This window comes from Saccharopolyspora griseoalba, assembly GCF_042665275.1.
GTDB lineage: Bacteria > Actinomycetota > Actinomycetes > Mycobacteriales > Pseudonocardiaceae > Saccharopolyspora > Saccharopolyspora griseoalba.
The window spans coordinates 125,592-139,183 of record NZ_JBHTCJ010000008.1; the positions used below are offsets into that span (position 1 = coordinate 125,592).

A 13,592-nucleotide genomic window follows, 5' to 3' on the forward strand; every position below is an offset into this window, starting at 1 on the left:
CTGGTGACGCGGGTTCTCAGGACTGCACGAGCGAGCGCACCGAGGCGAGCCGCTCCCCGCGGTCGCGCCTGGCGGCCAGGGCTTGCTCCAGATCGACGGGCTCGAAGCGCACCCGATCGCCGGTCTTGGTCTGCGCGACTCGATCGCGGTCGGTGGAGATCACCGTGCCGATCGTGGCGTACCCGCCGCCGGTGACGGCGTCGTTGAGCAGCACGATCGGTTCGTCCCCGCCGGGCACCTGGATGGAGCCCACCGGGTAGCCGAGGTCCACCACGTTCGCCGGGTCGCTGCCCGCGCCGAAGGGCTGCTCGCGCTCGACGAAGTCCAGTTCGCCGCCGCGCAACCGGTAGCCCACCCGGTCGGCGTCCTTGGTGACCTTCCACTCGGTGCCGAGGAAGGAATCCATGCCCGCCTCGGTCAGCCGGTAGGAGCACAGCCCGACCACAGTCCGGACCGAGGTGAACGCGCCGAACTCCGGGCGCAGGTGCTCCGGGACCGCGGCCCCCGCGCGCCCGTTCGCGGACGGCCCGAGCGGCAACCGGTCGTCCTCGGCGAGCTTGCGCCCTTCGAAACCGCCGAGCCCGGTCAGCGTGTAGGTGGACCGCGACCCCAGGTACTCGGGCACGTCGACGCCGCCGCTGACGGCGACGTAGAGCCGGCAGCCGGCGCTGATCATCGCGAAGGACAGCACGTCACCGGCGCGCACCGGGAACGCCTCCCAGCCCGGGACCGGCTCGTCGTTCAGGCTGAGCGGGGCCTGCGCCCCGGTCACCGCGACCACCCGGTCGTCGGTGAACTCCAGCTTCGGGCCGATGTAGGTGGCCTCCAGCGCCGCCGCGCCCTCGGGGTTGCCCACCAGCAAGTTCGCCGAGCGGTAGGAGAACTGGTCCATCGCGCCGGAGGGCGGCATGCCGATCTCGTAGTGGCCGTCCCGGCCGGAGTCCTGCACCGTGGTGTAGAGGCCGGGGGAACGCACGATCACTTCGCTCACCGGTACAGCACCTCCAGCAGCTCGTTGTTCACCGCGTCCGGATCGGCCAGGAACTCGGCGGGTTTGAAGTCGAACTCGCGGATCCGGTAGCGGAAGGTGCCCGCCTCCACCTCGGCGCGGATCCGGTCGAACTCGGGCACGTCGATGGACCGGTAGCGGATGATGTCGCCCGATCGCGGGAACACCTCGCGCTCGGTGAAGTCGGGCAGGCTCATCGAGGCGTCGAGCACCGGCGCCGGGGCCATCCCGAACAGCTGGTACCCGCCCGCGCCGCGCACCGGGTAGACCACCGCGAAGGCACCGCCGTAGCCGAAGGCCCGCTCGGGCGTGTCGGTCCGCGGCCGCACGTACTTGGGGACTTCGATCTGCCGGTCGCGGGGAACCATCTGGTAGCAGAACGGCAGTCCCGGGACGAAGCCGAGCATCGTGACGATGTACGGGGCGCCGGACAGCGCGTCGACGAGCTGCGGCACGCCGGAGAAGCCGTTGATGCGCGCCGCGTACTCCAGATCGGTGACCTCGGGGTCCTGGTGGTTGTCCCGGAACCGCATCAGGGTCTCCCGGGTCCACGGGTCGTCGTAGAGCACCGGGACGTCGATCAACCGGGTGGGCATCACCAGGTCGGCGGGCAGCCGCTGCGCGTCGCGCTCCAGCGAGCGCAGCAGTTCCACCAGCTCGCCGGGGTGCAGCACGTCCGGGTCGACCCGGACCATGTACGAGGCGTTGGACGGGCAGATGTCCACCACGCCTTCGAGCTGCCGCTCGCGCAGGGCACCGGTGATCGTCATGGCCTTCATGTTCGCCTCCAGGCTCATGGCCTGGTCGATCTCGACGAAGACGAACTCGTCGCCGCCGAACTCGTAGCGCGCGGGTGGTAGCACCAGGTCGGTCGAAGTCACCAAGCCTCCAGTGGTCGCGCCGTGGCTTCCGATGCCGCCCACCTTCACCCCTGAGCGCCCGCACCGCTATTGGACGAACGGGCCACCCTCCGGTGGGGCCGTTGGCCAACCGGGCGAATTGCAGCTGCGCGCGGCCGGATCGAAGGTGGGTGCGGAGGTGCCCGATGAAGAAGCTGATCGACCTGAACGCCGACGCCGGGGAGAGCTTCGGCCGGTGGCGGCTGGGTGCCGACGAGCAACTGCTGCCGCTGGTCAGCTCGGTGAACGTGGCGTGCGGCTGGCACGCCGGCGATCCAGGCACGATGCGCCGATCCGTGGAGCTGGCCCTGCGGAGCTCGACGGCGCTCGGCGCGCACCCCGGACTTCCGGACCTGGCCGGTTTCGGCCGGCGGTCCATGGCGCTGTCCCCCGCAGAGGCCGCCGACGCGTGCCTGTACCAGTTCGGGGCGCTGCGGGCCTTCGCCGATGCCACCGGGGTACCGGTCGCGCACGTCAAGCCGCACGGCGCCTTCTACGGGCTGACCATGAAGCAACCCGAGCTCGCCGACGCGCTGGCCGAGGCTGTTCGCTCGATCGACCCTCAGCTGATCGTGGTGCTGCTGGCCGGTCCGACGGCCGAGCGCGCCATCGAACGCGGGTTCCGCGTGGCCCGCGAGGCGTTCGCCGACCTGGACTACGACGACGAGGGGCGCATCATCATCGAACCGGATCCGCAGCCGAAGGACCCGGTCGCCTGCGCGGACCGGGTGCTGGAGATCCTCGACGGCGGGGTGACCGCGGTCAGCGGCAAGCGCATCGCGGTGGAGGCGGACACCATCTGCCTGCACGGCGACCGGCCCAACGCGGTCGAGATCGCCGAGGAGGTCCGCTCGCGCCTCGGCACCGCGGGAGTCCGCCTCGCACCGATGGCCGAGGTCCTGGCAGCCCGCTGACCGGGCTCACGGCAGCACCTCGAGGTGGTCCAGGGCGAAGCCGGTGTGCTGCGCCAGCGCATCGGCCTCGGCGAGCCCGACCTCGCGGAAGCGGACGGTGTCCTCGCCCGGGCGCAGCTGACCGATCTTCCAGAGCGCGGCGCGAGCGACGGTGGCGATGACCGTGAAGCCCCCCGACGTCGTGCCGTCCGGACCGAGAACGGTGGGCACGTCGCCGTTGACGATGATCCCGCCCGGCGGGTAGCTGGCGTCGAGCACGTTCGACGGGTGGTCGCCGGCGAACCCGCCACCGCTGCGCGCCCACCGGAAGTCGTGCGGGTTCAGCGGAACGCCGAGGCGGCCGGAGTTGAGGCTGACCCGCCAGCGCACCGAGGTGAACTCCCGCCAGTCCGCCGCGGTGAGGAATTCCGGATCGGCCTGGGGACCGCGGACGACCTCGACCTCCCAGTCCCGGTGGTAGCCCGGCCGCAGCGACTGCGGAACCCGGCGGCGGCGGTGCTCGGCGGGCTGCGGTCCGACGGGCACGAGGTCGCCGCGCAGCGCCGACCTGCCGTGCCACCCGCCGATCCCGGCCAGCGTGTGCAGGGCCCGCGAGCCCAGCACCACCGGCACGTCCAAGCCGCCGGAAACCGCCAGGTACAAGCGGAATCCCGGGCCGCGCGCGGCGCCGCAGGACAGCACGTCGCCCTCGCGCACGACCACCGACTCCCACATCGGCACCGCCGCGCCGTTGAGCGTCGGTTCGGCGCCGTCGGCGCCGCACAGCGCGACCAGCCCGGAGAAGTGCAGCCGAACGGCGAACCTCCCGATCGGCGCTTCCAGCGCCGCCGCACCGGGCTCGTTGCCCACCAGCGCGTTGGCCAACCGGAAGGCGAGGTGGTCCATCGGCCCCGCGGGGAACATGCCCTGCGCCTGCAGCCCGACGCGCCCGGGGAAGTCCTGCACGCCGATCTGCGTGTCCACCTGGACGAACTCAACCGCCATCGCCGGCTCCGAGGTAGTCGGCCACCGCGAACGGCGCGTCCTCGACGAGGTACTCGTAGCGGTCCTCGAGCACGCGGCGGCGGATGTCGGCCAGCTCCGGCTCCGCCACGCGCTCGAACCGCAGCCGGTCACCGGCCCGGCACAGGAACGGGCCGTCCCGGAAGGCGCGGTTGCGCGCGAGCATGTCGAAGATCGGCACGGTCCGGCCGATCAGCTGGTAGCTGCCCGGCGATTCCACCGGGAACACCGCCAGGCACGGCCCGCCCATGCCCACCGCGCCCTCCGGCGTCCAGGCCCTGGTCGGGTTGTACTTCGGCACGGACAGCCCGGTCGGCGCGCGGAGCGAGAAGGTGAACGGCAGGCCCGGCGCGAAACCGGTGAAGGCCGTCCACCACTCGGTGCCCAGCACGCGCTCGAACAGCTCCTCGGGTCCGGCCAGCCCGTTCTGCTCGGCGATGTGGCCGATGTTGCCGCCCTCGCCGAGGTAGGGCGCGTCGGAGCGGATCGATCGCGCGTAGAGCTCGACGGCGCGCCCGGTCTCGGAGTCGTCGAAGGCGATCGGCAGCGAGATCACCCGGCTCGGCACCACCAGCGAGGAAACGTCCGGCTGGTGCTCGTGCAGCTCCGAGAGGTGGTCCAGCAGCCGCTGCCGCGAGCACCGCTCGGGGTCGAACCGCACCAGGATCGAGCGGAACCCCGGTGCGGCGTCGACGAATCCCGGTGGCGGGTGCTGGTGGAGGCCGGCCAGCGCGCGCACCGCGAAGAAGTTCAGCGCCAGCTCCGGCTCGGCCTCGCCGTACTCCACCAGCACGCAGCGGTCCCCCGCCGGGCGGTAGGTCACCAGCGGGCCGTGCCGCGGGGTGAACGTGCCGAACACCGCTACTCCTCGCGCAACCGCAGCGCGAGCCAGAGCTCGGCGCGCGTCGTCGGGTCGTCGAGACCGGTGCCGAGCAGCTCGACGATGCGCCGCAACCGGTAGCGCAGGGTGTGCCGGTGGATGCCCAGCGCGGAGGCCGAGGCGTCGACGTGCCCGTTGTTGGCCAGGAACACCCGCAGGGTCGACACCAGGTCCAGCTTGGACCTGCTGGCGTGCCGGTCCAGCGGTTCCAGCAGCGCCTGCGCCCAGCCCCGCGCGCCGGGGGTGTCCAGCTGGGCCAGCAGCCCGGTGGTGGAGACGTCCTCGGCCGGCATCAGCCGATCCGCGGAGTTGGCGCTGCCGAAGAACACCGACCGGGCCAGCCGCAGCGCGTCCGGCAGCTCCGGGTAGGGCACGCCGTCGGTGATCGCCCCGCGGGCCTCCCCGACCTGGTGCAGCACTTCCTCGAGGACCTGGTGGTCCCCCTCGGCCGCGGGCAGCACGACGACCACCGTGCGCTGGTCGTGCGCGGCGACGAGAGCGCTGGCCTGGTTGAGCGCGGGGTGGTTCTCGGCCGCGCGGAGCAGCACGAGCGGGTCGTGCCGGTCGGTGCCGAGCACCGCGACGCGCACCGGTGCGGCGGGCAGCGCGACCCCGAGCGTGCCCGCCACCGAACCGGCCAGCTCGGCGTGCTCGCCGGTGGCCAGCCGCAGCACCGCTCCGCGCGCGCTGCGCCGCGCCTCGGCGATCGCGTCCTCGTGCGCCAGGTCGAGCGAGAGCAGCCCGGCGGCACCGGCCAGCACCGCGTGCTCGGCGTTGCCGAGCGGCAGCTCGCGGCCGACCGCCAAGTAGCCGTCGACGCGGTCACCGGATCCGATGGGCAGCAGCGCGACCTGCTCGCCTCCCACGTCCAGCGATGCGGCGTGCCGGCGCGACTCCAGCTCCAGGCGTTCCAGGTCCATGCGCAACCGCTCGGCGTGCCCGCGCGCCTCCGGTGGCGAGGCGTGCCGGGCGGCGCCGCGCTCGTCGAGCAGCAAGCTCCAGCAGGCCAGGGCTCCCGCCAGCGAGTCGAGCACGGCTCGAGAACCTCCGCAGCCCGCGGCGACGATCAGCGACCGCTGCGCCTCCAGCGCGGAGGCGATCTCCCGCACCCCCGGGCCGGTCTCGGTCGGTGTCGAGCGCACGCCACCTCCCGCCTGGGTCGAACGCCGCAACGCTACTACGGCGAACGGCACGTCCGGAACGACCCGGGCGCGGCCGCCTGGGCGCGGCCCGGGGCCGCTCCTCCGGCGGCCAGAACGAGCCTCGGCCTGTCGGGCGGGGCGGTTCGGGGCACGATTGTGGGCGTGACCACTCCGGACCAGCTCGCCCAGGAATTGCTCGACCTGCAGCTGGACGCCGACCCGGTCGGTGCCACGCTGCTGGGCGTGGACGGCCGCGACCACCTGCTGCCGGAGATCTCGGCGGCCGCCGAGTACCACCGGCGCGGGGTCGCCGAGAAGATCCGGGTGCGGGCGATGGCGGTGGACACCAACCACGCCGAGCTGGAGCAGCGGCTGACCATCGCGGTCGTGGTCCAGCAGGCGCAGGCGATGGTCGACGAGATCGACTCGGCCGCACCGGAGTACACCGCGACGGGCAACCTGTTCGCGCCGGTCGCCGGCCTGCTGTTCCGGCTGGGTCAGATCCCGGTGGACGGCCAGGAGCAGGCCGAGGCGTTCCTCCGGCGGCTGAACGCGATCCCGGAGTTCACCGCGGCCGCCGCCGAGCGGCACCGGCAGGGAGTGCGCGCCGGTCGGGTCCCGGTCCACCCGCTGGTCGACGGCGCGATCGCCCACCTGGACGAGCTGCTCGCCGACCCGGAGGGGGACCCGCTGCGCACCCCGGAGCTGCCGGACCCGCTGCTGGTGCACCGGGACCGGCTGCTGGAGCAGGTCGTGCGGCCGGCGCTGGTGCGCTACCGCGAGGTGCTGGCCGAGGAGATCGCCCCGCACGCGCGCGACGAGCAGCGGCCCGGCCTGTGCTGGCTGCCGGGCGGCGCGGAGATCTACCACGCCCTGGTGCACGCGCACACCACCACCGACCGCACCCCGCGCGAGCTGCACGAGCTCGGCCTCGCCCGGATCGAGGAGCTGCGCGCGCGGGTCGGCGAACTGGGCGAGGCGCTGTGGGGCGAGCGGGACCCCGACCGGGCGCTGCAGCGGTTGCGGACCGATCCCGAGCTGTTCTTCGACGACGGCGAGGAGATGCTGACCTCGGCGCGCGAGGCGATCGCCCGGGCGGACGCCGAGGCCCCGAGGTGGTTCGGCGACCTCGCGGCGCAGCCCTGCGAGGTGCGGGCCGTGCCGAACGCCTCGGAGAGCACGCCGATCGGCTTCTACCTGCCGCCCGCCCTGGACCGCTCGCGGCCCGGGGTGTACTTCGCGAACACCACCAGCCCGCGCCAGCGGCCGAGGTACGCCTCCGAGGTGATCGCCTTCCACGAGGTGACGCCCGGCCACCACCTGCAGCTCGGCGTCGCGCAGCAGCTCGACGACCTGCCGCTGCTGCGCAGGTTGGGCATGATCACCGCCTACGCCGAGGGCTGGGGCCTCTACACCGAGGAGCTCGCCGACGAGATGGGGCTGTACTCCGGCGACCTCGCCCGGATGGGGGCGCTGGTGCAGGACCTGCTGCGCGCCACCCGGCTGGTCGTGGACACCGGGCTGCACGAGTTCGGCTGGAGCAGGCGGCGGGCGCTGGAGCAGATGCGCGCCAGCACGGTGCTCGGCGACCTGGAGGCCGCCTCGGAGGTGGACCGCTACATCGCCATCCCGGGGCAGGCGCTGTCCTACCTCGTGGGCCGGCTGGAGATCGAGCGGATCCGGGCCGACGCGCAGCGGCGGCTCGGCGCGGACTTCGACATCCGGCGGTTCCACGACGTGGTCCTCGGCCACGGCGCCCTCCCGCTGTCCACTTTGGATTTCCTGGTTCGCGACCAGCTGCCTGCTACATCCAGGTGACGCGTCCCGATCACGCTCGAAATCGACACAGAACGGATTAATGTCGATACCGAGCGTGTTCGAATCAGCTTCCGACTGGAGGAACCGTGCCCGGGACCTTCCACCACCGACAGGAACAACTCAGGCGCGCGGCCGAGCAGCAGCTCAAGGACCGCCTGCTGCCGCCGTGGCAGAAGCGCGTGCTGCAGCGATTATCGGTGGAGGCGGCGAACGGCTGGTACCCGCTGCTCAACCAGTTCGCCCCGCGCACCCCGGCGCAGCGGCCGGACGCGGTGCTGGTCGGGCCGCAGGGCGTGCTGGTGGTCCTGCTGCGCGAGACCGAGCCGGACTGGACCGATTCCCGCGCGGCCTTCGTGTGGGTCTCGGAACTGCTCGCGGGCGCGACCATCGGTCCGGCGATGCTCAGCGAGGCCGTCGTCCGCGCGGTGGTCGTCCACCCGATGGGCCACACCGGCCACCTGGGCGAGGACGAGGAGCACACCGCGATCACCGAGGACCAGCTGGACCCGGTGCTGCGCAACGGCGAGCGGCTGCTGTCCGCCGATGAGGCGCGCTCGGTCGCCGAGCACCTGGACAGCCGCACCTTCGACCTCGCGCCGATGATGTGGAGCGCGCGGCGCATCCCGCTGCCGCGCGGCCAGGACGCCGAGACCGCGGAGCTCTTCGACCCGCACGAGCAGCGGCTGCGGAGCGCGCTGCAGCGCCCGTTCCGGGACTGGCGGATCTTCCTGGACGGCACGCAGCTCGGCGCGGTGCGGCGCAGCTACTCCGGCCCGGCGCGCATCACCGGTCCCGCGGGAACCGGGAAGTCGGTGATCGCGCTGCACCGCCTCGCCTACCTCGCCAGGCGCACCACCGGGAAGCTGCTGTTCACCTCGCACCAGTCCACGGTCCCGTCGGTGGCCGCCCAGCAGTTCCGGCAGCTCGCCCCGCACCTGGGCAACCGGGTCGAGTTCGTCCACCTGCACGCGTGGGCGCGGGACTTCCTGGCCGGGCGCGGGCGGCTGGCCGAGGTCGACGACCGGGAGGTCGAGGCGGCGTTCGAATCGGTGTGGCAGCGCGCGGAGCTCTCCGCGCCGCTGCGGGGTTTCCGCAACTCGCGGGGCTACTGGAAGGACGAGGTCGACCGGGTGATCAAGGGCCGGGCGATCCGCTCCTTCGAGGCCTACCGCTCGGTCCCGCGCAAGGGGCGCGGCAGGCCGCTGCCGCCGGACTTCCGCTCGCACGTCTGGCAGTTCTACTGCGAGTACGAGCGCGAGCTCTCCGAGCGCGGGGTCTTCGACCACAACGACGTGCTGATGCGCGCGCTGGCCGAGCTCGAGCGCAGGCCGCTGCCCCGGCAGTACGCCGCGGTGGTCGTCGACGAGGTGCAGGACCTCACGCTCGCCGGGCTGCGGCTGGCGCACGAGATCAGCGGCGACGCGCCGGACCAGCTCCTGCTCGTCGGCGACGGGCAGCAGCAGGTCTACGCGGGCGGCTGGCGGCTGTCCGAGGCCGGCATCGAGCTGGCCGGGCGGGGCGAGATCCTGCGGTGCAACTACCGCAACCGCACCGCCGTGCTGGACCGCGCCGGGCAGGTGGAGGCGATCAACCGCTTCGACGACCTCGACGGCGGTCCCTCGGTGCCGCTGGACGCCGCGCTGCCGCAGCTGCCGGGCGGGCGGGTCGTGGAGTGGCACGGCACCGACCAGGAGAGCGCGCTGCTCGAAGCGCTGCGCGGGCTCGACGACGACTCGGCCACAGCTGTGCTGACCAGCACCAACGCCTCCGCCGAGCACTGGGAGAACGTGCTGCGCTCCGCCGGCGTGCCCGCGCGCCCGCTGGACCGCTGGGACGGCCGCACGACCGGCCCGGTCCTGGTGGGCACGCTGTTCCGGGCCAAGGGCACCGAGTTCCGCAACGTCTTCCTGCCCGGCGAACCGGACACCGCCTCCGCGTTCCGCGAGGATCGCGAGGCCCAGCTGCGCCGCCGCCTCGTCGCCATGACCCGAGCCCGCGACTACCTCTGGATCGGCGCCCCGCACGGCTGATCCGGGTCGCGGGCCGCCTCAGGGCGCCGGTTCGGGCCGGCAGGTGACCGGGTTGCGCAGGTCCTGGCACGGGGTGTTGCCGTGGGAGCGGATGATGTCCGCACCCCGCTGGTTGGTGAGGAACCGCAGGAAGCTCATCGGCAGCGAATCCGCAGCGGGAACTCCTCGCGTGTAGGCGTACTCGGTCTGCCAGAACGGGTAGGCGCCCGCCTCGGCGGCCTTCGCGGACGCCGCCTGCCCGTCGACGCGCACCAGCTGTACCTCGCCGCGGCCCTGCGCGGCCTTCAGCTCGGCGTACCCGATCGCGCCCGGGGTCTGCGCGACGGCGCCCAGCAGCTCGTCGGTGCCGTCCCGGCGGCAGCGCGCGACCTCGCCGCGCGGCGCCGAGACGCAGTCCTCGGTGTTCTCGCCGGGTTCCTTCACCCCGCCCAGGACCCGCTCCTCGAAGGTCGCGCGGGTGCCCGAGGCCGCTTCCCGATCGACGATGCGCACCGGCAGGTCGTTGCCGCCGAGCTCCCGCCAGTTCGAGATCTCGCCGGCGAAGACCTCGCGCAGCTCCGCCGAGGTCAGGTCGTGCACCCCGGTGTCCGGGTGGATCACGACGGTGAACAGCAGCAGCGCCACCGGGCGCGGCACCAGCGCGGGCATCCGGTCGCCCTTCGGGCCGTCGGAGAACGCCAGCACCCCGCGCTCCCCCGACTCGTCCAGCGCGCGCAGTCCCTGGTGGCTGTTGTCCAGCCGCAGCTCGATCTCGGCCTCCGGGCACGAGTCCCGGTAGGACTCGCCGGCTTCCCGCAGCACCGACCGGAACGCCGTCGAGCCGACCACGGTGAGCTCGCCGGACGCGCAGTCCAGCGGGGCCGGGTCGTCCCCGGTGACCTCGAACAGGAACGGCTCGGCGAGGCCGATCATGAGCAGGAAGCACACCAGGGCGACCACCCAGCGCGGGGTGCCGGTCTGGCCCTTGGTCTTGAGGATCTTGCCGTCCCCGCCCCCGCTGACCGTGCCGACGACTTCGGGCTCGGGGAACTGCAGGTCGTTGTCCCCGGCGCGCTCCAGCACCACCAGCACCTTGTAGTGCGCGCCCGGGTTGAGCTTGACCTTGGGCAGCTCGACGATCCCGACGGTGACCGCGCCCTCCTGGGTGTCCCGCATCCCGAGCCCGGGAGCGTCGTCGGCGAAGTACCGCCCCAGCGCGGGGTCGCTGAGCTCGGTGACCACCACCCCGGTCACCCGCCGCCCCGGGAACCGCGCCCACAGCCCGACCTCGGTGTTGGCCGGTGCGGAGTAGTCGGATTCGGTGATCGGCGCGCTGGCCACGTTCTCGATGCGCAGCAGCGCGAACGACGGGTCGACCAGCCGCTCGCCGCTCTCCCGCTCCAACCGGCGCCACGCGCCCGCGTGCGCGGGGCTGACGTCGGTGGGGGTGGTGTCCATCTGCACCCGGTAGCCAAGACGCTTGCGGCCGACGACCGCGAACTCCCACAGGAACGCGGCGATGGGCACCAGGACACCGATGATGGCGAGGACGAGTTCCCAGGGAATGCCGGACACGGACGCCTCCGCGATGACGGGAATGTCCGGCCAACCTAGGCCGCCGCGAACACCGCCCGGCACCGGATCGTCCTGCTGTTCCCCGGCAATTCACCACCTGTTCGGCAAAACCGCGCTCGTGCGGGGACTTCGCCGCCACGACCTACGGAGCTGCCGGCGATTCCCGGGAGTTCCGGGCCCGCGGGACCCGGTCGGAGACGTCGGCTCCGGCGCGCGAGGCCAGCTCGCGGAGCCGGTCGGCGTCGTCGTAGCAGCGCCCCCGCCCGGCCAGGTGATCGTGGTAGAGGCCGAAGAGCGTGGTGAGCACGTCGTGCAAGCCGGCGCGCGCGGCGCTCTCCGCGACGCACATCAGGTTCGGGCGCTCGGTTTCCAGCCAGTTGAGCGCGGATTCGCGGTTCGACAGCGGCGGCATCACCGCGGGGGCGGGCACGTCGGGGCGCCAGGCGCGCCCCGGATCCACCTGCCCGATCGCCAGGCTCGCGGTGTGCAGGTAGAAGCCGAGCAGCCGTCCGATGATCGCGGCGTGGTCGGCCTCCTGGGCGGCGAGCTCGGTCGCGTAGTCGCCCAGCAGCGGGTGCATCTCGAAGCGGCCGGAGGAGACCTCGGTGATCAGGTGCGCCCGCACCAGCACGTCCAGCAGCCTGCGCGTGGTGCGCACGTCATCGGCCCCCAGCAGCGCCGTGAGCGCGAAGACGCCGACGCGGTGCCCGGCGTGCCTGCAGGTGAAGCCGTAGAGGCGGAACAGCCGCGCGGCGTCCGGCGGCAGGTTCCGGTACGACCAGGAGAACACCGCGCGCGGCGAGGTCCGCTCGTCGCCGGTGTCGAACGCGTCCAGGCCCCGCGACTGGGCGGTGAGCTCGTCGAGCAGCTCGGCCACGTCGGTGCTGCGGCCGCGCCGGACGCGCTCGGCGGCCACCCGCAGCGCCAGCGGTAGCCGCGCGCAGCGCTCGGCGAGCCGGTCGAGCAGCTCGACGTCGGAGACCGCGACCAGCCGTTCGCCGAGCAGCGCCCTGGCCTCGGCGGGCTGCATCCGGTCGAGGACCACGCGGTGCGCGCCGTCCCGGGCGCTCAGCCCGGCCAGCGCGTCGCGGCTGGTGACCACCGCGAAGCAGCTCGACGTCCCGGGCAGCAGCGGCCGGACCTGCTCGGGAGCGGCGGCGTTGTCCAGCACGATCAGCATCCGCCGCTGGTCGAGGAGGGTGCGCAGCCGCGCGGCGCGCTCGGCCTCCGCCGCCGGGACCGCCTCGGCGGGCACGCCCAGCGCGCGCAGGAAGCCGCCCAGCACCTCGCCGGTGGGCAGCGGGTGGTCGGGGCCGTAGCCGCGCAGGTCGGCGTGCAGCTGGCCGTCCGGGAAGCGCTCCCGCGCGCCGTGCGCCCAGTGCGTGACCAGCGCGGTCTTGCCGACGCCCGCGGTACCCGCGACCACCGCGACGGGCACCTCGGCCGACTCGCTGACGCGGTCGAGCTCGGCGAGCGCGGCCTCGCGCCCGACGAAGCCGGGCGGGTCGTGCGGCAGCTGCGCGGGGCGCGGGGTCCGCCGCGCGGCGGGCCGTTCGAAGTCGAACTGCTCGCCGGCCAGGATGCGCGCCTCGATCTCGCGCAGCGCCGGGCCCGGCTCCAGGCCGAGCTCCTCGACGAGGGCGCTTCGCGCCCGCTGGTAGGCGGCGAGCGCGTCGGCCTGCCTGCCCGCGCGGTAGAGCGCGGTCATCAGCAGCGCGTGGAAGCGCTCCCGCAACGGGTTCTCCCGCGCCAGCTCGGTCAGCTCGGCGACGACCGAGGCGTGCCTGCCGCGCTCCAGCTCGGCGGTGTGCAGCTGTTCGAGGGACTCCAACCGGAGCTCGGCCAGCCGCTGCGCCTCGCCGGCCAGCTCGCGCAGGTCCAGGTCCTGGTACGGCGCGCCGCGCCAGAGCCGGTTGGCCTGCCGCAGCAGGTCGACGCGGCGCTCGGCGTCGGGGGCGGAGCCCGCCAGGTCGAGCAGCGTCTCGAAGCGCTCCGCGTCCAGCTCGTCGGGTTCGACCTGGATCCAGTAGCCGCCGCCGTCGGAGACCAGCCTGCCGGGTTCCCCGAGGGTCTTCCGCAACCGGTGCACCAGCAGGTGCAGCCTGCTGCCGGCGCGGTCGTCGGCTCGCTCGCCCCACAGCGCGGTGGCGAGGCTCTCGGCCGGGACCGGGGCGTTGGCGCGCGCGAGCAGCAGGGCCAGCAGCCGCTGCCGCAGCAGGCCGGGAACCGGTACTTCCCGGTCGGCGGCACCTCGCACGCGCACCGCTCCCAGCACGTCGAAGCGCACCGGCTTCCACCCCTGCAATCATCCGTCGCGACCAGGTCTGAACGATCCGAGTTTCCT

Annotated in this window: 10 protein-coding genes; 3 read left to right on the forward strand and 7 right to left on the reverse strand. The window is 73.6% G+C overall.

Annotated elements, in window-relative coordinates:
• Positions 1–16: 16 nt before the first annotated feature.
• Together ACFQRI_RS16915 and ACFQRI_RS16920 are read right to left on the reverse strand one after the other, a co-directional pair.
• The gene (locus tag ACFQRI_RS16915; protein ID WP_380669635.1) at positions 17–991 is read right to left on the reverse strand and encodes a 5-oxoprolinase subunit C family protein; all 975 of its coding nucleotides are present in this window, start codon (positions 989–991) and stop codon (positions 17–19) included.
• Entirely contained in the window at positions 988–1,890 is a 903-nt protein-coding gene (locus ACFQRI_RS16920) for a 5-oxoprolinase subunit B family protein (RefSeq protein ID WP_380669639.1), read from the reverse strand. Before ACFQRI_RS16920 ends, ACFQRI_RS16915 begins: the two co-directional genes overlap by 4 nt.
• A gap of 164 nt (positions 1,891–2,054) precedes the next feature.
• Between ACFQRI_RS16920 and ACFQRI_RS16925 the strand changes: the two genes are divergently transcribed.
• The gene (locus ACFQRI_RS16925; RefSeq protein WP_380669641.1) at positions 2,055–2,822 is read left to right on the forward strand and encodes a LamB/YcsF family protein; all 768 of its coding nucleotides are present in this window, start codon (positions 2,055–2,057) and stop codon (positions 2,820–2,822) included.
• A gap of 6 nt (positions 2,823–2,828) precedes the next feature.
• Here ACFQRI_RS16925 and ACFQRI_RS16930 read toward each other — a convergent pair whose 3' ends face one another.
• The 3 genes from ACFQRI_RS16930 to ACFQRI_RS16940 are packed head-to-tail and all read right to left on the reverse strand — an operon-like array spanning position 2,829 to position 5,846.
• Positions 2,829–3,806: a 5-oxoprolinase subunit C family protein gene (locus ACFQRI_RS16930; protein ID WP_380669643.1), complete on the reverse strand. Its 978-nt coding sequence runs from the start codon at positions 3,804–3,806 to the stop codon at positions 2,829–2,831.
• Complete coding sequence (locus ACFQRI_RS16935) at positions 3,796–4,683, reverse strand: 5-oxoprolinase subunit B family protein (RefSeq protein ID WP_380669645.1); 888 nt, start codon at positions 4,681–4,683, stop codon at positions 3,796–3,798. The genes ACFQRI_RS16930 and ACFQRI_RS16935 overlap by 11 nt, the downstream gene beginning before the upstream one ends.
• Before the next feature lie 2 nt (positions 4,684–4,685).
• The gene (locus ACFQRI_RS16940) at positions 4,686–5,846 is read right to left on the reverse strand and encodes a PucR family transcriptional regulator (protein WP_380669647.1); all 1,161 of its coding nucleotides are present in this window, start codon (positions 5,844–5,846) and stop codon (positions 4,686–4,688) included.
• Positions 5,847–6,008: 162 nt separating this feature from the next.
• Here ACFQRI_RS16940 and ACFQRI_RS16945 point away from each other — a divergent pair, with 162 nt between their 5' ends.
• Positions 6,009–7,664, forward strand: a complete 1,656-nt coding sequence (locus ACFQRI_RS16945; protein ID WP_380669649.1) for a DUF885 domain-containing protein — start codon at positions 6,009–6,011, stop codon at positions 7,662–7,664.
• Positions 7,665–7,750: 86 nt separating this feature from the next.
• Positions 7,751–9,694, forward strand: a complete 1,944-nt coding sequence (locus ACFQRI_RS16950) for a UvrD-helicase domain-containing protein (protein WP_380669651.1) — start codon at positions 7,751–7,753, stop codon at positions 9,692–9,694.
• Positions 9,695–9,712: 18 nt separating this feature from the next.
• Here ACFQRI_RS16950 and ACFQRI_RS16955 read toward each other — a convergent pair whose 3' ends face one another.
• Positions 9,713–11,248, reverse strand: coding sequence for a substrate-binding domain-containing protein (locus ACFQRI_RS16955; RefSeq protein ID WP_380669653.1), 1,536 nt, complete (start codon positions 11,246–11,248; stop codon positions 9,713–9,715).
• A 142-nt stretch (positions 11,249–11,390) separates the two neighbouring features.
• Complete coding sequence (locus ACFQRI_RS16960) at positions 11,391–13,535, reverse strand: AfsR/SARP family transcriptional regulator (protein ID WP_380669655.1); 2,145 nt, start codon at positions 13,533–13,535, stop codon at positions 11,391–11,393.
• Positions 13,536–13,592 lie beyond the last annotated feature (57 nt).